Annotated in this window: 21 protein-coding genes and 1 riboswitch; of the genes, 11 read left to right on the top strand and 10 right to left on the bottom strand. The window is 72.9% G+C overall.

Annotation, left to right across the window (positions count from 1 at the left end):
* Window positions 1–6: 6 nt before the first annotated feature.
* Both R2D22_RS17650 and R2D22_RS17655 read left to right on the top strand, forming a co-directional pair.
* Window positions 7–1,107 carry an alkene reductase gene (locus R2D22_RS17650; RefSeq protein WP_318104670.1) on the top strand — a complete coding sequence of 367 codons (1,101 nt, stop codon included), beginning with the start codon at window positions 7–9 and terminating at the stop codon, window positions 1,105–1,107.
* Window positions 1,108–1,178: 71 nt separating this feature from the next.
* Complete coding sequence (locus tag R2D22_RS17655; protein WP_318104671.1) at window positions 1,179–1,772, top strand: GNAT family N-acetyltransferase; 594 nt, start codon at window positions 1,179–1,181, stop codon at window positions 1,770–1,772.
* On the opposite strand, the gene R2D22_RS17660 is transcribed toward R2D22_RS17655, so the two are convergent.
* On the bottom strand, window positions 1,759–2,574 hold the full coding sequence (locus R2D22_RS17660) for an alpha/beta fold hydrolase (RefSeq protein ID WP_318104672.1): 816 nt from the start codon (window positions 2,572–2,574) through the stop codon (window positions 1,759–1,761). The genes R2D22_RS17655 and R2D22_RS17660 overlap by 14 nt on opposite strands.
* Before the next feature lie 89 nt (window positions 2,575–2,663).
* Between R2D22_RS17660 and R2D22_RS17665 the strand changes: the two genes are divergently transcribed.
* Window positions 2,664–3,317, top strand: a complete 654-nt coding sequence (locus tag R2D22_RS17665; protein ID WP_318104673.1) for a histone deacetylase — start codon at window positions 2,664–2,666, stop codon at window positions 3,315–3,317.
* Window positions 3,318–3,404: 87 nt separating this feature from the next.
* On the opposite strand, the gene R2D22_RS17670 is transcribed toward R2D22_RS17665, so the two are convergent.
* Window positions 3,405–4,070 carry a TetR/AcrR family transcriptional regulator C-terminal domain-containing protein gene (locus R2D22_RS17670; protein ID WP_318104676.1) on the bottom strand — a complete coding sequence of 222 codons (666 nt, stop codon included), beginning with the start codon at window positions 4,068–4,070 and terminating at the stop codon, window positions 3,405–3,407.
* A gap of 132 nt (window positions 4,071–4,202) precedes the next feature.
* Between R2D22_RS17670 and R2D22_RS17675 the strand changes: the two genes are divergently transcribed.
* Together R2D22_RS17675 and R2D22_RS17680 are read left to right on the top strand one after the other, a co-directional pair.
* Window positions 4,203–4,724, top strand: coding sequence for a hypothetical protein (locus R2D22_RS17675; protein WP_318104677.1), 522 nt, complete (start codon window positions 4,203–4,205; stop codon window positions 4,722–4,724).
* Between the two features lie 78 nt (window positions 4,725–4,802).
* Entirely contained in the window at window positions 4,803–5,351 is a 549-nt protein-coding gene (locus R2D22_RS17680) for a hypothetical protein (RefSeq protein ID WP_318104679.1), read from the top strand.
* Between the two features lie 88 nt (window positions 5,352–5,439).
* Here the strand turns inward: R2D22_RS17680 and R2D22_RS36130 are convergent, their stop codons facing one another.
* The 4 genes from R2D22_RS36130 to R2D22_RS17695 all read right to left on the bottom strand — a co-directional run bounded on the left by R2D22_RS36130 (window position 5,440) and on the right by R2D22_RS17695 (window position 8,092).
* On the bottom strand, window positions 5,440–5,514 hold the full coding sequence (locus R2D22_RS36130; RefSeq protein WP_411977145.1) for a 50S ribosomal protein bL37: 75 nt from the start codon (window positions 5,512–5,514) through the stop codon (window positions 5,440–5,442).
* An 89-nt stretch (window positions 5,515–5,603) separates the two neighbouring features.
* Window positions 5,604–6,386 carry a CbtA family protein gene (locus tag R2D22_RS17685; protein WP_318104681.1) on the bottom strand — a complete coding sequence of 261 codons (783 nt, stop codon included), beginning with the start codon at window positions 6,384–6,386 and terminating at the stop codon, window positions 5,604–5,606.
* A gap of 14 nt (window positions 6,387–6,400) precedes the next feature.
* Window positions 6,401–6,631 (bottom strand): CbtB domain-containing protein, encoded by a 231-nt coding sequence (locus R2D22_RS17690; protein WP_318104682.1) that lies wholly within the window; start codon window positions 6,629–6,631, stop codon window positions 6,401–6,403.
* A gap of 261 nt (window positions 6,632–6,892) precedes the next feature.
* Entirely contained in the window at window positions 6,893–8,092 is a 1,200-nt protein-coding gene (locus R2D22_RS17695; RefSeq protein ID WP_318104686.1) for an RNA-guided endonuclease InsQ/TnpB family protein, read from the bottom strand.
* 134 nt (window positions 8,093–8,226) lie between these two features.
* Between R2D22_RS17695 and R2D22_RS17700 the strand changes: the two genes are divergently transcribed.
* Window positions 8,227–8,805: a histidine phosphatase family protein gene (locus R2D22_RS17700; protein ID WP_318104688.1), complete on the top strand. Its 579-nt coding sequence runs from the start codon at window positions 8,227–8,229 to the stop codon at window positions 8,803–8,805.
* Between the two features lie 260 nt (window positions 8,806–9,065).
* Here R2D22_RS17700 and R2D22_RS17705 read toward each other — a convergent pair whose 3' ends face one another.
* The 3 genes from R2D22_RS17705 to R2D22_RS17715 form a co-directional block, all read right to left on the bottom strand.
* Window positions 9,066–9,425: a GntR family transcriptional regulator gene (locus tag R2D22_RS17705; protein ID WP_318104690.1), complete on the bottom strand. Its 360-nt coding sequence runs from the start codon at window positions 9,423–9,425 to the stop codon at window positions 9,066–9,068.
* A gap of 2 nt (window positions 9,426–9,427) precedes the next feature.
* Window positions 9,428–10,390: a DUF1648 domain-containing protein gene (locus tag R2D22_RS17710; RefSeq protein WP_318104691.1), complete on the bottom strand. Its 963-nt coding sequence runs from the start codon at window positions 10,388–10,390 to the stop codon at window positions 9,428–9,430.
* A gap of 94 nt (window positions 10,391–10,484) precedes the next feature.
* On the bottom strand, window positions 10,485–10,925 hold the full coding sequence (locus R2D22_RS17715; protein ID WP_318104692.1) for a MarR family winged helix-turn-helix transcriptional regulator: 441 nt from the start codon (window positions 10,923–10,925) through the stop codon (window positions 10,485–10,487).
* Window positions 10,926–11,017: 92 nt separating this feature from the next.
* Here R2D22_RS17715 and R2D22_RS17720 point away from each other — a divergent pair, with 92 nt between their 5' ends.
* Window positions 11,018–11,365 (top strand): DoxX family protein, encoded by a 348-nt coding sequence (locus R2D22_RS17720; protein ID WP_318104693.1) that lies wholly within the window; start codon window positions 11,018–11,020, stop codon window positions 11,363–11,365.
* A 104-nt stretch (window positions 11,366–11,469) separates the two neighbouring features.
* Window positions 11,470–13,050 carry a ribosomal protection-like ABC-F family protein gene (abc-f, locus tag R2D22_RS17725; RefSeq protein ID WP_318104695.1) on the top strand — a complete coding sequence of 527 codons (1,581 nt, stop codon included), beginning with the start codon at window positions 11,470–11,472 and terminating at the stop codon, window positions 13,048–13,050.
* Here abc-f and cobN read toward each other — a convergent pair.
* A complete protein-coding gene (gene cobN / locus R2D22_RS17730; RefSeq protein ID WP_318104696.1) occupies window positions 13,047–16,652 on the bottom strand; it encodes a cobaltochelatase subunit CobN in 3,606 nt (1,201 codons plus the stop codon). The two genes, abc-f and cobN, sit on opposite strands and share 4 nt — an antisense overlap.
* A gap of 71 nt (window positions 16,653–16,723) precedes the next feature.
* Window positions 16,724–16,863, bottom strand: a riboswitch (cobalamin riboswitch).
* 78 nt (window positions 16,864–16,941) lie between these two features.
* Between cobN and R2D22_RS17735 the strand changes: the two genes are divergently transcribed.
* Genes R2D22_RS17735 through R2D22_RS17745 form a run of 3 tightly spaced genes read left to right on the top strand, consistent with a single transcriptional unit; the run spans window position 16,942 to window position 20,302 of the window.
* Window positions 16,942–18,171, top strand: a complete 1,230-nt coding sequence (locus R2D22_RS17735) for a cobalamin biosynthesis protein CobG (protein WP_318109835.1) — start codon at window positions 16,942–16,944, stop codon at window positions 18,169–18,171.
* Window positions 18,168–18,821: a precorrin-8X methylmutase gene (locus R2D22_RS17740; protein ID WP_318104697.1), complete on the top strand. Its 654-nt coding sequence runs from the start codon at window positions 18,168–18,170 to the stop codon at window positions 18,819–18,821. The genes R2D22_RS17735 and R2D22_RS17740 overlap by 4 nt, the downstream gene beginning before the upstream one ends.
* Complete coding sequence (locus tag R2D22_RS17745; RefSeq protein ID WP_318104699.1) at window positions 18,818–20,302, top strand: precorrin-2 C(20)-methyltransferase; 1,485 nt, start codon at window positions 18,818–18,820, stop codon at window positions 20,300–20,302. The genes R2D22_RS17740 and R2D22_RS17745 overlap by 4 nt, the downstream gene beginning before the upstream one ends.
* The last annotated feature ends 76 nt before the right edge of the window (window positions 20,303–20,378 follow it).

The following is a 20,378-nucleotide window of genomic DNA, read 5'->3' on the forward strand; positions in this document are numbered from 1 at the left end:
ATCGTCATGACCACCCCCAGCGTCTTCGACCCCGCCCGAATCGGCGCCCTGGACCTGCCCAACCGCCTGGTGATGGCGCCGATGACCCGCAACCGGGCCGCCGACGACGGCGTTCCGACCTCGATCATGGCCACGTACTACGCGCAGCGCGCCTCCGCGGGGCTGATCGTCGCCGAGGCCTCGACGCCCAACGCCGTCGGGCAGACGTACCCGAACATCACCGCGATCCACAACGACGCGCACGTTGCCGGCTGGCGGCAGGTCACCGAGGCGGTCGGCGCCGCGGGCGGCCGCATGTTCCTTCAGCTGCAGCACGGCGGCCGGATCGGTCACCCCGACAACAGCGGCGGCCTGTGGCCCGTCGCGCCCTCGCCGGTCCCGCTCCCCGACACGATCTTCACGCCCCACGGCCACCAACCCGCCGTCGTACCACACGAGATGACCGTCGACGAGATCCGGGCCACCGTGGCCGACTTCGCCGCCGCCGCCCGCCGGGCGATCGACGCCGGTTTCGCCGGGGTGGAGGTGCACGGCGGCAACGGCTACCTGCTCCACCAGTTCCTGGCCTCGGGGACCAACCACCGCACCGACGCCTACGGCGACTCGGTGGCCGGTCGCATCAGGTTCGTACGCGAGGTGGTCGAGGCCGTCGCCGACGCGGTCGGCCCCGAGCGGGTCGGCCTGCGCATCGCCCCCGGCGTCACGGCCAACGGCATGCACGAGGACGACGCGGAGGAGGTGTACCCGGCGCTCGTCGACGCGCTCGCCGACAGCGGACTCGCCTACCTGCACGTGGTGTTCGCCGACCCCGACCAGTCGCTCTTCCAGCGCATCCGCAAGCAGTGGGCGGGCACGCTGATCGCCAACCCGGCGCTGCCGTGGCCCGGTCCGCTGCCGGCCGACGGCGGCCGGCACGAGGCCGAGCGGCTCCTGGCCGCGGGAGCCGATCTGGTCTCCCTCGGCCGGGCGTTCCTGGCCAATCCCGACCTGGTCGAACGGCTGCGCGTGGGCGCGCCGCTCAACCCCCTGCAGGACAAGGGCCTGATGTACGTGGGCGGCGAGGCGGGCTACACCGACTACCCCGCGCTCGCGAAATCGCATGCGTAACGGCTACAACTCAGGGGCACGCGTCTGACCGTGCGAACACCGACCCCTGCCGGAGTGAGGCGCGAGTGCCCATGAAGCCGCAACCGACCGAACACATCCGCCCCGCCCGTGCCGTGGACGTCCCCGCGCTGATGGCTCTTCGGACGGAGGCGGAGCGGTGGCTCAGCACCAAGGGGACGGATCAGTGGAGCGATCCGGAGACGGGGAGCACCGCGATCGGGAAGTGGCGGGCGGCGATCGACGACGGGCGGTCCTGGGTCGTCGTGGGCGGCGACACCGGCGAGATCCTCGCGACGGTGAGCCGCGGGCCCGCCGACCGCGACTTCTGGACCGCCGACGACCGGCCGGAGTCCGGGTTCTACCTGTACAAACTGATCGTCGCCCGGGCCGCGAAGGGGCAGCGGCTCGGCGTCCGGGTCCTGGACTGGGCCTCCCGCGTCGCCGCGCTGGAGGGCCGGGAGTGGGTCCGTATCGATACCTGGCGCACGAACACGGACCTCCACGCCTACTACGAGCGCCTGGGCTTCGACCACGTCCGCACCGAAGCCCCGTCCCACCGGCGCTCGGGCTGGCTGGCCCAGCGCCCCGCCACCGAACTCGCCCTGCCCGACCACCTGCTGGAGCCCGGCGACCGGTGCGCCCTGGCCCAGGTCAGCTCGGCATGACCTCGGCCGCGAAGGCGGCGATGTCGCGGAGGACGCGGTCCGGGTTCTCCCAGTAGGGCACGTGGCCGGCGCCCTCGTGGACGAGGAGGCGGGAGAGGGGGATGGTGTCGAGGATCCTCTGCTGGTCCTCGCGGGGCAGGATCGGGTCGCGGTCGCCCCAGACGACCAGCGTGGGGACGAGGATGCCGGTGAGGGTGGCGAGGAGGTCGGTCTCCAGGAGGCCGTGCAGCGTTTCGCGCCAGACGCGGGCCGGGGCCTTCAGGTTCTCGTCGACGATCGTCTCCAGGAAGCCGCGGGCGATCGGGACCTCCGTCATGCCGCGGACGAAGTCCTCCACGAACGCGCGGTCCACCGGGTCTTCCGCCGCGCTCAGCCGCTCCCGCAACTCGGCCGCCCCGGGCTTGTCCGCGAGGGAGGCCGGTACGCCCAGGAGGACCAGGCCCGCCACCCGGTCCGGGCGGCGGCCCGCGACGATCCGGGCCTGCACTCCTCCGCTGGAGCCCCCGACCAGCACGGCGCGCTCGATCCCCGTGCTGTCCAGGAACGCGACGAGGTCGTCGGCGAAGTCCTCGGGCAGATAGCCCTCCTCGGGCTTCTCCGCGTCGCCGTGGCCCCGCTGCGTCGGGGCGTACGCGTGCAGCGCGGACGGCATACGCCGGAGCATGGGCTCGAACGTCCACCACGAGTCCACGTAGCCGTGGACCAGCACGACCGGCGTGCCGTCCGGGCCGCCGGCCTCGGCGTACGGGAGGGTCGGCCGTCCCTCGCCCAGGACGGCGCTGTGCACGGCGACGGTCGACATTCCGCCTCCTCACGTCTTCTCCAGAGTAGGAAGGGAAGCGACGGGCCGATAATCGGGAGCGGGACGGAAGAGACTCCGGAGGTGTGCCGATGGATGACCGGCGGCTCGTCTGGTACGTGGCGTACGGGTCCAACATGCACGCCGCCCGTCTGCGGTGCTACCTGGCCGGCGGGTCACCGCCGGGGACCGATCGGGTGTATCCCGGCTGCCGGGACGCCTCGGAGCCGGTGCGGTCGGCGGGCGTGGTGCTGCCGGGGTGCGTGTACTTCGCGACCGAGTCGGCCGTGTGGTCGGGCGGGCGGGCGTTCTACGACCCGAGCGCGCCGGGGGTCGCGTACGCGCGGGCGCATCTGGTGGGCGCCGGGCAGTTCGGCGACATCGTGGCCCAGGAGATGGAGCGGGAGCCCGGGACCGACCCCGACGTCGGCCTCGACCTGGACGACGTCGTCGCGCGCGGCCGGGTCGCGCTGGGGCCGGGCCGGTACGAGACGCTGGTGTGCGCCGGGGCGCTCGACGGGGTCCCGCTGCTGACGTTCACCGCGCCGTGGAACATGGCGGACGTGCCGCCGCTGGCGCCGTCCGCCGCGTACGTACGGCATCTCGCCGCCGGGCTGCACGAGACCGGGACCTGGGGGCCGGACGAGATCGCCGGCTACCTCGCCGGCCGCCCCGGGGCCGCGGGCCACTGGGCGCCGGAGCAGGTGCTGGCCCTTCTGGACCCGGACGCCGCGGCGCAGGCCTGAAGACCCGGACGCCGCGTCACCGGCCTGAGGGCCGGGGCGGCCCGCCGCCGGCGTGAGGCCCCCGGACGCCCGCCGCCGGCGTGAACGTCAGCGCTTCAGGCGCGCCTCCAGGCCGTCCAGGACCGCGTCGAGGCCGAACTCGAAGGACTCGTCGGGGCTACCGGCGTACTCCGTCGAGCCGATCCGGGCGCGCAGCCGCGGGAAGCGGGAGGCCGTCTCGGCGGCCTCCTTCATCGTCGCCGCGAACGACGCCTCCGCGTCACCGCCGCCGCGTTCGATCCTGCGGGTGAGCGAGGCCGTGGCGGCGGCGCCCAGCGCGTTGCCGAGGACGTACGTGAAAACGCTCGCCGCCGCGCGGTCCGCGTCGGGGCCGGTGAAGCCGGCCTTCTCGTAGACGGCGAGGGTGTGGTCGTCGAGGCGGGACTTGGCGGTGCCGAAGAAGAGGTGGCTCGCGAAGGCCTGCACCAGCCAGGGGTGGCGGCTGAACATCCCGTGCAGGTCCGTCGCCATCGAGGCGGCCGCCGTGCGCCAGTCGACGACGTCCAGGTCGGGCAGCCGGATCTCGTTCCAGACCTCGTCGCCGGCCAGCGTGACGAGGTTGTCCTTGTTCTTGACGTGCCAGTAGACCGCCGTGGCGGCGGAGTCGAGGCGCTGCCCCAGAGCCCTCATGTTGAGGCCCTCCAGCCCTTCGGAGTCCAGGAGCTCGATGGCGGTCCTGACGATCTGGTCCTTGGTCAGCGTGTCGCGCGGCATGCGCTCACGATAGGGCGCCGACATCGACTTGCACAAAGTTCGAGAACTCTCTTGCACGCTGTTCAAGTCCTCGACTACGTTCTACTTGAACACAGTGCAAGTCACTCACGGAACACCTCGAAGGAGAAACCGATGAACACCGTCGCCGCCCTCGCCCAGCTGCTCGTCTCCGCCGCTTTCGTCAGCATCCCGGTGCTGCGCCACAAGGTCGGCGACCGCGCCAAGGTCGCCGCGAAGGCCGAACTCCGCCGCCAGGGCGCCCGGGACACCGTCCTGGAGGAGAACGGGATGCGGTTCGACGCCAGCGGCCACGAGACCTGGGCACCCGTCTCGATCGCCGCGCTGGTCGCCGTCCTCGCCGGGCTCAACTTCGCCGGCAACGACTGGGGGCACCTGCTGACCTGGATCCTCCAGTCGCTGGTCCTGCTCGGCAACGGCGTCATCCTCTACAGCCAGCTGACCGCCGCACAGTCCGTCCAGGCCGCGTTCGCCCGCAAGAACGACCCGAGCCTGCTGGCGATCGACGTCCCCGCGCTGCTCAAGGCCGCCGAGGACGCGTTCCCCGCCTGGACCCGCATCCTGCAGAACGTCCGCCACACCGTCGTCTTCGCCGGGTCCGCGCTCGCCATCACCCTGACCGCGATCGCCGCCTGACACGACGCCGATGAACCCGGGCTACGCCTGCCCACCACTTGAACTTAGTGCAAGACCTCGCCTCCAGGAGACCCCGCCATGCCGCTCACCATCGCCCTCGCCGCCACCCTCCAGCTCGCCCTCGCCGCCCTCTTCCTCGTCATCCCGGTCACCGTCTGGTTCACCGGTGCCGCCGCCCAGCGGGCCGCCGAGGCCGAGGTCGCCGCCCAGGGCCACCCGCCCGAGGTTCTCGCCCGGCACGGCATCCGGTTCGAGGAGGAGCGCTGGGAGTTCGGGTTCGCGCTCTCCATCGGCGCGCTCCTGACCGCGCTCGCCTCGCTCACCCTCGCCGCCCACGGCGGCGCGCGGCTCGCCTCCTGGATCGCCGAACCCCTGATCTTCCTGGTCGTCGGCTTCATCACGGCCGGCCAGGTCTTCGCGGTGAAGTACACCGAGGCCGCGTTCAAGCGGTCCGAGCACCCCGCCGCCCGCACCGTCGACGCCAAGGCCGTCATCGCCGCCGCGAACTCCGGCTTCCCGCGCTGGCTGCGCGCCCTGGTCCTGGTGCGCTTCCCGCTCGCGACGCTCGGCTCGCTCCTGGTCGTCGCCCTGCTGGCCACGCCGAGCGCCGCCGCGTACTTCGGCTGAGCCACGCCGAGCAGCCCCCGGCGTGAACGCACGAAAGCCCCGGACCTCGGTCCGGGGCTTCGGCGTGTCAGGCGTACGGCGTCACGCGCTACGCGTTGGGGCGCTTGCCGTGGTTCGCCTTCTTCTTCTTGCGTGCGCGTCGCTTGTTGCCTCGCGTGGACATGGGGCATGTCCTCCTTGTTGTCTGATGTGCCGGACTTGCGCGGCATTGGTCAGTCTAGGAGCGCCCCACCCGATCCGCACCGCGGCCGATCAGGCCGCGGCCACCTGGGCCTGCTGCGCGTCGGACGCCGGCTCGGGCGCCAGGAGACGCTGGGCCAGGTACCCGAAGGCGACACCGAACACTGCCCACAGCGTGACCTGGACGGCCAGTGCCGCCATCCGGAACTCCCACAGCACGGCAGCAGGGAAGCCGGCCTGGACCGCGTCGTCGTTGCCGGGCAGGAACGCGCACGCGAGCACGACCGCGGCGACGAAGCCCGCGAGCGCGACGAGGGTCGCGTTCCAGTTGCCGAGGCGCGGTGCGAGGCGGCGGCCCGCGATGGTCGCGGCGACGCCGAGCAGCACGCTCAGCAGGATCATCAGGAAGAAGAGCGTGGTGCGCTTCCCGATGGTGTCCGGGTTGCCGACGGCCGGCGGGGTCGCCGGGTACTTGAGGAACGGCACCAGGTAGACGGTGACGAACGCGGCCCCGGCGGTGAGCGCCGCCGTCGCACGCGGGCTGAACCGCCCCGTGCGGCCGAGCAGGAAGCAGAACGCGAGGGACGCGATGCCGCCCAGCGCCACCCCGTAGACGAGGACTCCGGTGGCCAGGCCGGCCGTGGACTGGACATCCCGGCTGACGAGTTCGGCCTCCGCCTCGTGGTGCCCGGGGTGCGCGGCGGCCTCCTTGGCCGCCGCGGCCTCCTCCACCGCGATCGAGGCGTCGACGGACGGCTCACCCGCGACGTACGCCACGGTGAAGGCGAACAGTCCGGCGATCAGGCCCGCGAGCATGCCGCGGACCAACAGGTTTCTGACAGTCGATCCGTGCATGGTCGTGCCGCCCCTCAGTGGCAGGGGAAGCCGAGCAGGTGACGCCCGTCGTGCACCCACTCGTGCACGTCGGCGCCCGCGAAGACCGAGGTGGCGCCCTGCTCGGCGCCGACGAAGTAGAGGGCGATCAGCATCAGGAGACCGCCGAAGACGGCCCAGGGCAGGACGGCGCGGACCGGCAGAGCGGCCGGTACGGCGACGGAAGGGGTGGCGGAAGAGACGGCGGGGGCGACGGCCTCGGCCATGGTGGTACCTCCTCGGGAACTCGCGTCCCATACGGTGGTGCGCGACGACGGTCGTCAGGTCTGACTTGCCGTCCCCTTCGCCGGGGGCGACTCACAGTGGCGCGACCGTGCCGGATTTGCACCGGACTTCCGTGTCGCCGTCGTCGAGTTGTCGAATTGTCGCCGTGACCGTACCGCGTGTGACGGTCGCCGCCAAGACCAGCCGTATGCGTGAGGGATGTATCACCCTTGGCTTCTCCCCCTCCTGGCGGAGGGAGGTTCTCACGGCTTGCGCTGTGAGGGTTTCTGCTTCCTCGCCGGCGGCCCGCCCGGAATTCTCCGTTGAGGTCTTACGCCGGCTCCACAGACAGACACCGCCAACCCGGCGGCCAGGAGGTTCTTCGCCGCGTTCACGTCCCGGTCGTGGGTCGAACCGCAGCTCTCGCATGTCCAGATACGGACGCTCAGCGGCATCCTCTCGGCGAGGGCACCACAGTGGGAACACAGCCTGGAGGAGGGGAAGAAGCGGTCCACCGCGATCACTTCCCGCCCGTACCAAGCAGCCTTGTACTCCAGCAGGCCCCGGAACTCGGCCCACGCCACATCGCTGATGGCGCGTGCCAGGCTCCGGTTCTTGACCATGTTGCGCACGGTCAGGTCCTCGATCACGAGCGTTTGGTTGTCGCGCACGAGTCGAGTGGTGAGCTTGTGCAGGTGATCCCGGCGACGGTCAGCGATCCGGGCGTGGATCTTCGCGACCTTCCGCCGGGCCTTGCGCCGGTTGGCGCCGTCGCCCTTGGCCTTGCGGCACAGCTCCCGCTGAGCCCTCGCGAGACGGGCACGGTCTCGGCGCTCGTGCCGGGGGTTGGCGACCTTCTCCCCGGTCGAGAGGGTCAGGAGGTGGTCCAGGCCGACGTCGATCCCGATCCCTGCGTCACTCGCGGGGAGCGGCTTGACGGACGGGTCGTCACACAGCAAGGAGACGAACCATCGCCCCGCACTGTCCTGCGAGACGGTTACGGTGGACGGCGTCGCCTTCTCGGGAATTGGGCGCGACCACACGATGTCCAGCGGCTCGGCCATCTTCGCCAGTGTGAGCAGCCCGTCCCGGAACCGAAACGCGGAGGTGGTGTACTCAGCCGACTTCCGCGACCTCTTCCGGCTCTTGAAGCGCGGGTACGCGGCCCGCTTCGCGAAGAAACCGACGAAAGCGGACTGCAGATGCCGCAGCGCCTGCTGGAGCGGGACGGATGACACCGCGTTCAGATAGGCCAGCTCATCCGTCTTCTTCCATGCCGTCAGCATCGCCGATGTGGCGTTGTAGTTCACCCGCTCCTGCCGGGCCCACGCCTCCGTACGAGCCGCGAGCGCCATGTTGTAAACCTTCCGCACGCACCCGAACGTGCGCGACAGCTCCGACGCCTGCGCATCAGTCGGATGGAAGCGGTACTTGAATGCCCGCTTCACAGGGCTCGAGGTCACTCTCACAAACTAGCCTGAGAGCTTGTAATCTGACGCTAATTCACCTGAATCGTGCGACGTTCCTCGGCCTGAGCTACCAGAGTCCGTTCCTCGCCCCACTCCTGGAGGGCGGAGCGTCCTTCGGAGGAGATCAGATGACTGTACGGCTCACCCTCGTCGCGCCGGCGATGAACACCGCGCTGCGCGAGGCCCGTTTCGACGACGGGCCACTGGAACCGGCCGGCCGCGCGGCGGCGGCGGCTGTGGCGGCGGCCGGGGCGCTGCGGACCGAGGGCGCGCGGGTGCGCGTCTCGCCGTCGGTGCGGTGCCGCGAGACGGCGGACGCGCTGGGTCTCGGTGGCGCGGCGGAGCCGCGCGAGGCGCTCGCCGGCTGCGCGATGGGCCGTTGGCGCGGGCTGCGGCTCGACGAGGTGGCGGCGGCGGAGGGCCCGGCCGTCGCGGCCTGGCTCGCCGACCCGGCGGCCGCGCCGCACGGCGGCGAGTCCCTGCGGGCCCTGCGCGAACGGGTCGGGGCGTGGGTGGAAAGGCTGGAGCCGGGGTGGGTGGTGGCGGTCGTCGAGCCGGATGTGTTGCGGGCGGTGGTGGTGCATGCGCTGGGGCTGGACGACGCTGTTCTGTGGCGGTTGGATCCGCGGCCGTTGTCCGTGACGCATCTGACGGGGCGAGCCGGGCGGTGGAACCTGCGCCTCGGGGAGCCGCTGGGGAGGGGGTGAGGGGTGCGTTCGCGGGGTGCGTGCTGTGGGGTTCGTGCCGTGGGGTTCGTGCCGTGATGTTCGTGCCGTGGGGTTCGTGCCGTGATGTTCGTGCCGTGGTGTTCGGTGACGCGGGGGCCGTTCCGGGGGTGACGTCCGGGACTGCATGATTTACGGCGCCTCGGGGTCTTCGGATCCCGACCCCGCTCCGTGCGCCACAAATCACGCTTTACGTCCCGGACGCCACCCCCTCCACGTCCCCCGCTCCCGTCCGTCGTCGGCTATCCCTTCAGTTCCGTCCGGAGCAACGTCAGCAGTTCGTCGTCCGCCACTCCCAATGTTCTTGCTTCTGCCACCAGTTCTCTGACTCGTTCGAGCAGGTTCGCTCTGGCTGGTGTCGTCGTGCCGGGGATGATGACGGCGCCTCGGCCTCGGCGGAGTTCGATGAGGCCCTCCTCGCGGAGGCGTTGGTAGCCGCGGAGGACCGTGTGCACGTTGACTCCCAGCGAGTCGGCCAACTGACGTGCCGCCGGCAGGCGTTCGCCGGGTTCGGCGGTGCCGTCGGCGAGGGCGCCGCGCACGCAGGCGGCGATCTGGTCGCCGAGCGGGACGGCGGAGGCGGGATCCACCCGGAACAGCATGGTCAGACCCCTTCCCCGCGCGCGGCGAGCGTGTTCAGCAGGGCCGCCGCCGTCTTCGCGTCGTCCACGGTGACGGCGAACTCCCGGCCGCCCTCCCGCCGTACGACCAGGGCCTCGCCGGAGCGCAGCACCAGGCCGGTGCGGTGGGCGCGGACGCGGTAGCCCCAGCCCCCGAAGTCCGACACGGGGTCGACGTCGCGCACGGTCGCGGCCGCGACGTCGTCGAGCGGGACGCGGATCCGCGGCCGGGCGGTCAGCACCGGCGCGACGGTCAGGCCGCGCCGGTCGACCGTCACCCGCATCCGGGCCAGGGCGAGTCCGGGCACACCGACCACCAGCAGCAGGAGCGCGAGCGGCCAGGGTCCGAGGAAGAGGGAGACCAGCCCGGCGAGCACGAAGGCCGCGCCGAGCGCCGTCAGCGTGCCCGAGCCGGCGTCGCGGGACCAGCCTGCCACCTCGCTCGGGCCCAGCGGCAACCGGTCGTACGACTCCGGGGCCGGCGCGTCAGTGTGCGTCTCCTCCGGTACGAGGCGGCTCAGCGCCCACCCCGCGAGCGCCGCGAGCCCGGCCGTGCCGGCCGCGAGCGCGAGGTTCGCGAGCGGTGAGACGACCCCCGTCGCGTCGGCCGCGTCGAGGTTGTCCCGCAGCAGGAGGACGAGCAGTGTGCCGGTGAACCCGGCGGTCGCCCAGGCGCCCCAGAGCACTCGGCGCCGTACCAGCGCGGTCCAGCCGGCACCGGTCGCGACCAGCAGGGACGCGCCGATGGCCGCGAAGGCGGTGAGGCCGGTCCAGCCGTCGGCGCGGCCTCCACCGCCGGCCGAGAAGTGCGTGGCGACGGGGTCCGGCAGCCGGTCCCACCAGACGGCGAGGGCCGCTCCGTACATCGCGAGGGCGAGTACGAAGGGCAGCGCGGTCATCAGCCGGAGCGTCGAGTCGGTGGCCGGGCGACGGGTTGCGTGGTTCATCGAGAGCCTCCCGAGGTCTCTACGATTCTAGTTGTTTGCACTCTACTAGAACAATGACCGCGCACGTCTGTGCTCCGGACGGTAATCGGCCGCCTTACTCGCTGCAGTCGTGGTCGCCCCGCTCGACGACCACGCGGTCGAGGAGGCGGCGCAGTACGTCCTGCTCCTCCGACGTGAGGTTCGCGAAGAGTTCGCGCTCCGCCTCGCTCACCGCGCTGTCGACCCGTTCCAGCGCCGCCTCGCCCGCCTCGGTGATCTCCACGATGTGGCGGCGCCGGTCGGCCGGGTCGCGACGGCGCTCCGCGAGCCCGGACCCCTCCAACTCGTTCAGGATCGCCACCAGTTGGCTGGGATCGACCTCCAACACGGCAGCCAGGTCCCGCTGGCTCATGGCCCCGGGGGCCAGCTGCATCAGCGTCATCGCGTTCCTCGGATGCAGTCCGGCGACGCCGAGCGCCGTACGGATACGGGCGCCGGTGAGCTCACCCCGGAACGAGAGGAGAAAGCCGAGGCGGTCGGACGGTTCAGCAGCCATGCCACCCACCGTAACAGCGGCTCCATTGTGGAGAACGGAAAATCATTGATACCGTTCAACGATTCCGCTCGACCTATTATTGGAGTGTCTCCATGTTCATCGGCTACGCCGTCGTCGCGGTCCTGCTGACCTTCGCGCTGTCCGCCTCGGCCTTCCTGACCTTCACCAGAAACCCGCAGGTCGTCGGCAGCATGACCAAGCTCGACGTACCGGACTCCTGGATGCCCTGGCTGGCCACCGCGAAGATCGCCGGCGCCCTCGGGCTGCTCGCCGGGCTCGCCGTCCCGGCGCTCGGCGGCGCGGCGGCGATCGGTGTCGCCCTCTACTTCATCGGCGCGCTGATCACCCACCTGCGCAAGAAGGACTACGAGGTCGCCCCGGTGGTCGTGCTGACCCTGCTCGCCCTGGTCGCCCTGACCCTGCGCCTCCTCTCCGCCTGACGCAGCCCAACGAGACGGAACGTCTTGCGGGCGCCTTCGGACTGCCGTAGAGTCTCCGCAACGAGACGTCTCGTCTCGTTGTCTGTCTGCTTCAGGAGGCGCCCTTGTTCCGCGTCCAACTCTCCGACGTCACCAAGCGCTACGACGACCGTCTCGTCCTCGACCGGGTCTCGCTCACCGTCCGCTCCGGCGAGCGCGTCGGTGTCGTCGGCGACAACGGCTCCGGCAAGTCCACGCTGCTGCGGCTGCTCGCCGGCCAGGAGCGACCGGACAACGGCTCCGTCGCCGTCGCCTCCCCCGGCGGCCTCGGCCACCTGGCCCAGACCCTGGACCTGCCCGGCACTGCCTCCGTCGGCGACGCCGTCGACCTCGCGCTCTCCGACGTAAGGGAGCTGGAGCGGGCGATCCGGGAGGCCGAGGCCGCGCTCGACACCACCGGTGACCTCGACGAATACTCCGCGCTGCTCGCCGCGTACGAGGCACGCGGCGGCGCGGACGCCGACCGGCGGGTCGAGACGACGCTGCGGCAGCTCGGTGAGCACGCCCCGCTCGACCGGACGCGTCCGCTCGGCACGCTCTCCGGCGGTCAGCGCTCCCGCCTGGCGCTCGCCGCGACCCTCGCCGCCGACCCCGAGCTGCTGCTGCTCGACGAGCCGACCAACGACCTCGACGACGAGGCGGTGGCCTGGCTGGAGGAGCGGCTGCGCACGCACCGGGGGACGGTCGTCGCCGTCACCCACGACCGGGTCTTCCTCGACCGGGTCACCACGACCGTCCTGGAGGTGGACCACGAGCGGCGCACGGTACGCCGGTACGGCAACGGCTACGCCGGCTACCTGACCGGCCGTGCCGCCGAACGGGCCCGCTGGGAACGGGAGTACGAGGAGTGGCGGGCGGAGACCGCCCGGTACGCGGCGCTCGCCGACAGCAACATCGACCGCTTCTCGCACATCCCGCGCAAGGCCCCGGCGGCCTTCAGCGGCGCGGGCGCGTTCCGGGCCCGGTCACGGGCGCACGGCGCGATGAGCCGGATCCGGGCGGCGCGCGAGCAGCTGCGGCGGCTCACCGAGCGCCCGGTCGCCGCACCGCCGGAGCAGCTGCGGTTCCACGCGGACCTCGCGGGCGAGGGAGCGCCCGTCGACCTCACCGGCGTACGGGTGGACGGGCGGCTGCGCCTGGACGCGCTGCACCTGGACCCCGGCGAGCGGCTCCTGGTCACCGGGCCGAACGGCGCGGGCAAGTCCACCCTGCTCAAGGTCCTCGCCGGCGAACTCGCCCCGGACGGCGGCACGGTGTCCGCCCCGGCCAGGGTCGGGATGCTCCGGCAGGACACCGCCCTGCCCGACGATCCGCGCACGGTCGCCGAGGCGTTCGGCGCCGACCGGACGGACGAGCTGCTGTCCCTCGGACTGTTCGCGGCCGGAGACCTCGCGACACCCGTGCGCGAGCTGTCCACCGGACAGCGGCGGAAGCTGGAACTGGCCCGCCTGGTCACCCGCCCCGTCGACCTGCTGCTGCTCGACGAGCCGACCAACCACCTGGCCCCCGGGCTCGTGGAGGAGCTGGACGCGGCCCTGGCGGGCTACCCCGGCACGCTGGTGATCGTCACCCACGACCGCCGGATCCGGGAAGGGTTCCGGGGCCGCCGGCTGGAACTGACGGCCCCGGTGGTGGCGAACGCCTAGTCGTCGCCCTCCAGGTCGCCCTCGGTCTCCAGGAACACCTGGCGCAGGGCGGCCAGGGTCTCCGGGTCCGGCTTCTCCCACATGCCCCGGGACTCGGCTTCGAGCAGGCGCTCCGCGATGCCGTGCAGGGCCCAGGGGTTGGCCTCCTTCAGGAAGGCCTGGTTCTCCGGGTCGAGGACGTACTCCTGGGTGAGCTTGTCGTACATCCAGTCGGCGACGACGCCCGTCGTGGCGTCGTAGCCGAAGAGGTAGTCGACGGTCGCCGCCAGCTCGAACGCGCCCTTGTAGCCGTGCCGGCGCATCGCCTCGATCCAGCGCGGGTTGACCACGCGGGCGCGGAAGACCCGGGAGGTCTCCTCGACGAGGGTGCGGGTGCGGACGGTCTCGGGGCGGGTCGAGTCGCCGATGTACGCCTCGGGCGCGGTGCCGGTCAGCGCGCGGACGGTGGCGACCATGCCGCCGTGGTACTGGAAGTAGTCGTCCGAGTCGGCGATGTCGTGCTCGCGGGTGTCCGTGTTCTTCGCGGCCACCGCGATCCGCTTGTACGCGGTCTCCATCTCCTCGCGGGCCGGGCGGCCGTCGAGGCCGCGGCCGTACGCGTAGCCGCCCCACACCGTGTACACCTCGGCGAGGTCGGCGTCGGTGCGCCAGTCGCGGGAGTCGATCAGCTGGAGCAGGCCCGCGCCGTACGTGCCCGGACGGGAGCCGAAGATGCGGGTGGTGGCGCGGCGCTCGTCGCCGTGCGCGGCCAGGTCGGCCTGCGCGTGGGCCCGGACGTAGTTCTCCTCGGCGGACTCGTCCGCGAGCCCGGCGACCAGCCGGACGGCGTCGTCGAGCAGGCCGATGACGTGCGGGAACGCGTCCCGGAAGAAGCCGGAGATGCGCAGCGTGACGTCGACGCGGGGGCGGCCCAGCTCGGCGAGCGGGATGGCCTCGAGGCCGTTGACGCGGCGGGACGCCTCGTCCCACACCGGGCGGACGCCGAGGAGGGCGAGCGCCTCGGCGACGTCGTCGCCGGCGGTGCGCATCGCGCTCGTGCCCCACAGGGACAGGCCCACCGAGGTCGGCCAGTCGCCGTTGTCGGTGCGGTACCGCTCCAGGAGGGAGTCGGCGAGCGCCTGGCCGGTCTCCCACGCGAGGCGGGACGGCACGGCCTTGGGGTCGACGGAGTAGAAGTTCCGGCCGGTCGGCAGCACGTTGACCAGGCCGCGCAGCGGCGAGCCGGACGGGCCGGCCGGCACGAAGCCGCCGTTCAGGGCGTGCACGGCGTGGGTCAGCTCGTCGGTGGTGGCGGCAAGGCGCGGCACGACCTGACGGGCGGCGAAGTCGAGGATGTCCGCGACCGCCCGACCGTGGTCGGCGGCGACCGTCGCGACGGCCTCCGGGCTCCAGTCCGCGGCCTCCATGGCCTCGACCAGCTCGCGTGCCTTCGCCTCCGCCTCGTCGGCGGTGGTGCGGGTGGCGGCGGACTCGTCCAGGCCGAGCGCCTCGCGCAGGCCGGGCAGGGCCTGCGTACCGCCCCAGATCTGACGGGCGCGCAGGATGGACAGGACCAGGTTGACCCGGGCCTCGCCGGTCGGCGCGCCGCCGAGGACGTGCAGACCGTCGCGGATCTGGGCGTCCTTGACCTCGCAGAGCCAGCCGTCGACGTGCAGCAGGAAGTCGTCGAAGCCGTCGTCCTCCGGCCGCTCCTCCAGGCCGAGGTCGTGGTCGAGCTTGGCGGCCTGGATCAGCGTCCAGATCTGGGCGCGGATGGCCGGCAGCTTCGCCGGGTCCATGCTGCTGATCTGCGCGTACTCGTCGAGCAGCTGCTCCAGGCGGGCGATGTCGCCGTACGAGTCGGCGCGCGCCATCGGCGGCACGAGGTGGTCGACGAGGGTGGCGTGCACCCGGCGCTTGGCCTGGGTGCCCTCGCCCGGGTCGTTGACCAGGAACGGGTAGACCAGCGGCAGGTCGCCGAGCGCGGCGTCCGGGCCACAGGCGGCGGACAGGCCCGCGTTCTTGCCGGGCAGCCACTCCAGGTTGCCGTGCTTGCCCAGGTGCACCATGGCGTCGGCGCCGAAGCCGCCGTCCTCGGCGCGGGCGGCGATCCAGCGGTAGGCGGCCAGGTAGTGGTGCGAGGGCGGCAGATCGGGGTCGTGGTAGATCGCGATCGGGTTCTCGCCGAAGCCGCGCGGCGGCTGGATGAGGACCAGCAGGTTCCCGCGGCGCAGCGCCGCGAGGACGATGTCGCCCTCCGGGTTGCGGGACCGGTCCAGGAACATCTCGCCGGGGGCCGGGCCCCAGTGCTCCTCGACCTGCTCGCGCAGCTCGGCGGGGAGTTCGGCGTACCAGCGCTTGTAGTCGGCGGCCGGGATGCGGACCGGGTTCTTGGCCAGCTGCTCCTCGGTGAGCCAGTCCTGGTCGTGGCCGCCGGCCTCGATCAGGGCGTAGATCAGCTCGTCGCCGTCGCCGGAGACCAGGCCGGGGATGTCCTCGACCGGGCCGAAGTCGTAGCCCTCGGCGCGCAGTCGGCGCAGCAGCGCGACGGCGGAGGCGGGGGTGTCCAGGCCGACCGCGTTGCCGATGCGGGAGTGCTTGGTGGGGTACGCGGAGAGGACCAGCGCGAGCTTCTTCTCGGCGTTCGGGATGTGCCGCAGACGGGCGTGGCGCACCGCGATCCCGGCGACGCGGGCCGCGCGCTCGGCGTCGGCGACGTACGCGGGCAGGCCGTCCTCGTCGATCTCCTTGAAGGAGAACGGGACGGTGATCAGGCGTCCGTCGAACTCGGGGACGGCGACCTGGCTGGCGGCGTCCAGCGGCGAGAGGCCCTCGTCGTTCTCCTCCCAGGCGGAGCGCGAACCGGTCAGGCACAGGGCCTGGAGCACCGGGACGTCGAGGGCGGCGAGCGCGCCCGCGTCCCAGGCCTCCTCGTCCCCGCCGGCCTGCGCCTCGGCGGGCTTGGTGCCGCCGGCCGCGAGAACGGTGGTGACGATCGCGTCCGCGCCCTTCAGGCGGTCGAGCAGCTCCGGCTCGGGGGCGCGCAGGGAGGCCACGTACAGCGGCAGGGCCTGCGCGCCGGTGTCCTCGATCGCGTCGCACAGGGCGCCGACGAAGGCGGTGTTCCCGCTCATGTGGTGGGCGCGGTAGTAGAGCACGGCGACGGTCGGGCCGGTGGTGGTGCGCGGGGTGCGCTCCAGCGGGCCCCAGGTCGGGGCGGCGGCCGGGGCCTCGAAGCCGTGGCCGGTCAGCAGGACGGTGTCGGACAGGAACCGGGCCAGCTGCTCCAGGTTGTCCGGGCCGCCGTGCGCCAGGTAGGCGTGCGCCTCGGTGGCGACTCCGATCGGCACGGTGGAGGCGGCCATGAGCTGGGCGTCGGGGGCCTGTTCGCCGGTGAGCACGACGACCGGCTTCCCGGCGGCGCGGATCGCGTCGAGGCCCTCCTGCCAGGCGCGGACGCCGCCGAGGAGGCGGACGACGACGAGGCCGGCGTCGTCGAGCAGCCCGGGCAGGTCGGCCGCGGGGAGCCGGGAGGGGTTGGCGAACCGGTACTCGACCGGACCGCCGGCCGCGCGGGCACTGAGCAGGTCGGTGTCGGAGTGCGACAGCAACAGAATTCGCATGCGAGCGCAGGCCTTCCTCGGGGTTGTCCGCGCCCCGGGTGGTCGTGTGGGTTGGGGCATCCCCTGCTCGAGCGAAGCCGAGAGCTTGGGGAAGGGAGTTCCTGACTCACCGTCCCCTTTCGGCGGGGCCGGCTCACAGTGGCGGGACCGCGCCGGATTCTCACCGGGCTTCCTCCCCGGGGTCCTGGGACCCCATGCCGTCTGCATAGTAGATCCTGGCCGCGGCGAGGCGGGCGGAGCCGTGGAGTCGACCGGATCACACCTCGTGGAACGCCGGTTTCCCGTGGGTATGCTCGCCGCCATGCCGCCCACCCCACACACCTCGCCCGAGTCGGGCGAACCTCTCATAAGGGACCGAGGCGACGCCTGCCCCGGGGCGCTGCGCCTGCACCCCGCCGACGACGGGCGTCTGGCCCGACTGCGCCTGCCCGCAGGTCGCCTGACGTCGCGTCAGGTCGAGGTCCTGGCCGCCGCGGCCGAGTCGCTGGGCGACGGGCGGATCACGATCACCTCGCGCGGCAACGCGGAGCTGCGCGGCCTCGGCGACGGCTGCGGGGCGGAACTGGCCGGGCTGCTGACGGAGGCGGGCCTGCTGCCCTCCGCCGGCCACGAACGCATCCGGAACATCGTCGCCTCCCCGGCCGCCGCGCTCGACGGACTCGGCCACGCGGACGTGCAGTTGTGGGCCCGGACGCTGGACGCGCTGCTGTGCGCGGAGCCCTGGACGGCGGCCCTGTCCGGCCGTTTCCTCTTCGTCCTGGACGACGGCCGCGGGGACGTGGCGGGGCTCGGCGGCGATGTGACCTTGATCGCAGGACCGGGGGACGCCGCCCTGCTGTACGTCGGCGGCCGGGCGTTCCGCCTCGCGGCCTCGGACGCGCCACGAGCCGCGCTCGCGGCCGCGGACGCGTTTCTGCGGGTCGCGCAGGCCGCCGGGAACGGCGCCTGGCGCGTACGGGAGCTGCCCGAAGGGCACGTACCCGACCTCCCCGCCGCCGTCGCGCGCGCCCGGGTGGACGCCGAGCCCGTGCCCGTACCGCCTCCGGTCCCGAACGGCGCGCCGCCTGCCCCCGGCGGGCTGGGGGAGCGCGCCGGGTACGCGCTCGCGCCGCTCGGGCGACTGTCCTCGGCCCAACTGCGGGCGCTGCTGCCCGCCGACGAGGTGCGGCTGACGCCGTGGCGCGGGGCGGTCGTGGTGGGCCCGGACGCCGTCGCACGGCTGCCGGAACTCGCCGCCGCCGGACTGATCGTCCGTCCCGACTCCCCCTGGGCCGGCGTCAGCGCCTGCACCGGGCGGCCCGGCTGCGCCAAGTCCCTGGCGGACGTCCGCGCCGACGCGGCGCCCGGCGTCCCCGGCCTCCCCGTCCACTACTCCGGCTGCGAGCGCCGCTGCGGACACCCGCACGGCGACTGGGTCGACGTGCTCGCCGCCGAGGGCGGCGGCTACCTGGTGGACGGCGTCCCCGTCCCCCGTACCTCCCTGCCCGAAGCCGTCGCCACGGCCCGCACAACGAGATGAGCGAGAGCACCAGGATGTTCGACTACGAGAAGGACGGGGCGGAGATCTACCGCCAGTCCTTTGCCACGATCCGCGCCGAGGCGGATCTCGCCGGCCTGCCCGCCGACGTGAGCCAGGTCGCGGTACGGATGATCCACGCCTGCGGCATGACCGACCTCGTCCGGGACCTCGCCTACTCACCCGGTGTCGTCGCGAAGGCCCGCGCCGCCCTGCAGGCTGGCGCGCCGATCCTGTGCGACGCGCAGATGGTCGCAAGCGGCGTGACCCGCAAGCGGCTGCCCGCCGACAACGAGGTGCTCTGCGCACTGTCCGACCCGACGGTGCCGGAGCTGGCCGCGAAGCTGGGCACGACCCGCAGCGCCGCCGCCCTCGAAGTGCTGCGGGACCGCCTCGAAGGCTCGGTCGTCGCCATCGGCAACGCGCCCACCGCGCTCTTCCACCTGCTGGAGATGATCGCCAAGGGCGCGCCGAAGCCCGCCGCCGTCCTCGGCATCCCGGTGGGCTTCATCGGCGCCGCCGAGTCGAAGGACGCGCTCGCGGCGAGCGAACTCGGCCTGGAGTACCTGGTCGTACGGGGCCGGCGCGGCGGCAGCGCCATGACCGCGGCGGCGATCAACGCCCTCGCGCACGAAGCGGAGATCCAGGCATGAGCGGAAAGCTGTACGGGGTCGGGCTCGGCCCCGGCGACCCGAACCTGATGACCGTGGCCGCCGTGAAGGCCATCGCCGCCGCCGACGTCGTCGCGTACCACTCGGCGCGGCACGGCCGCTCCATAGCGCGCTCGATCGCCGCGGAGCACATCCGCGAGGACCACATCGAGGAGCGGCTGATGTACCCGCTCACGGTGGAGACCACCGACCACCCCGGCGGCTACCGGGGCGCGCTGAACGACTTCTACGAGGAGGCGTCGGCCCGGCTCGCCGCGCACCTCGACGCGGGCCGCACGGTCGCCGTGCTCGCCGAGGGCGACCCGCTGTTCTACGGCTCGTACCAGCACATGCACAAGCGCCTCGCGGACCGCTACGACACCGAGGTCATCCCCGGTGTCACCTCGGTCAGCGCGGCGGCCGCCCGGCTTGGGGAGCCGCTGTGCGAGGCCGAGGAGGTGCTGACGATCGTCCCCGGCACGCTGCCGGAGGACGAGCTGACGGCCCGTCTGGCCGGCACGGACTCGGCGGTCGTGATGAAGCTCGGCCGGACCTTCCCGGCGGTCAGGCGTGCCCTGGAGCGGGCCGGCCGGCTGGAGGACGCGCGGTACGTGGAGCGCGCCACGATGGCGGGCGAGCGGACCGGCCGGCTCGCGGACGTGGACCCGGAGTCCGTGCCGTACTTCTCGGTGGCCGTGCTGCCGTCCCGGATCGACCAGGAGCCTCGCGTACGGGAGGTGGGCGAGGTCACCGTCGTCGGCACCGGCCCCGCCGGCGCGCCGTGGCTCACCCCCGAGTCGCGCGGCGCGCTCGTCAACGCCGACGTCCTGGTCGGCTACACCACCTACCTGGACCGGGTGCCGGTGCTCCGCCCCGGGCAGATCCGGCACGGCTCCGACAACAAGGTCGAGTCGGAGCGCGCCGAGTTCGCCCTCGACCTGGCCCGGCGCGGCCGGAAGGTCGCGGTGGTGTCCGGCGGCGACCCGGGCGTCTTCGCCATGGCGACGGCGGTCCTGGAGGTCGCCTGCGAGCCGGAGTACGCGGACGTGCCGGTGCGGGTACTGCCCGGCGTGACGGCCGCGAACGCCGCCGCCGCGGCGGCGGGCGCGCCGCTCGGCCACGACTACGCGACGATCTCGCTGTCCGACCGGCTCAAGCCCTGGGACGTCATCGAGGCCCGGCTGCGCGCCGCCGCCTCCGCCGACCTGGTCATCGCCCTCTACAACCCGGGCTCCAGGTCCCGTACGCACCAGGTGGCGGCGGCTCGTGACCTGCTCCTGGAGATCCGCTCGCCGCAGACCCCGGTGGTCGTGGCGCGGGACGTCGGCGGGCCGGAGCAGTCGGTGCGGGTGGTGACGCTGAAGACGCTGGAGCCGTCCGAGGTCGACATGCGCACGCTGCTGCTGATCGGCTCGTCGCAGACGCGGGCGGTGGAGCGGGGCGACGGCCGGACGATCGCCTGGACGCCGCGCCGGTACGGCTGAGACCTCGGCCGCGCCGCGGGCGTCCGAACACCGTGCAAGAAAGAGTGGGGGCAGGGGCAACCCTGCCCCCGCCTCA

Source organism: Streptomyces sp. HUAS YS2, from assembly GCF_033343995.1.
In the GTDB taxonomy this organism is placed as follows: domain Bacteria; phylum Actinomycetota; class Actinomycetes; order Streptomycetales; family Streptomycetaceae; genus Streptomyces; species Streptomyces solicathayae.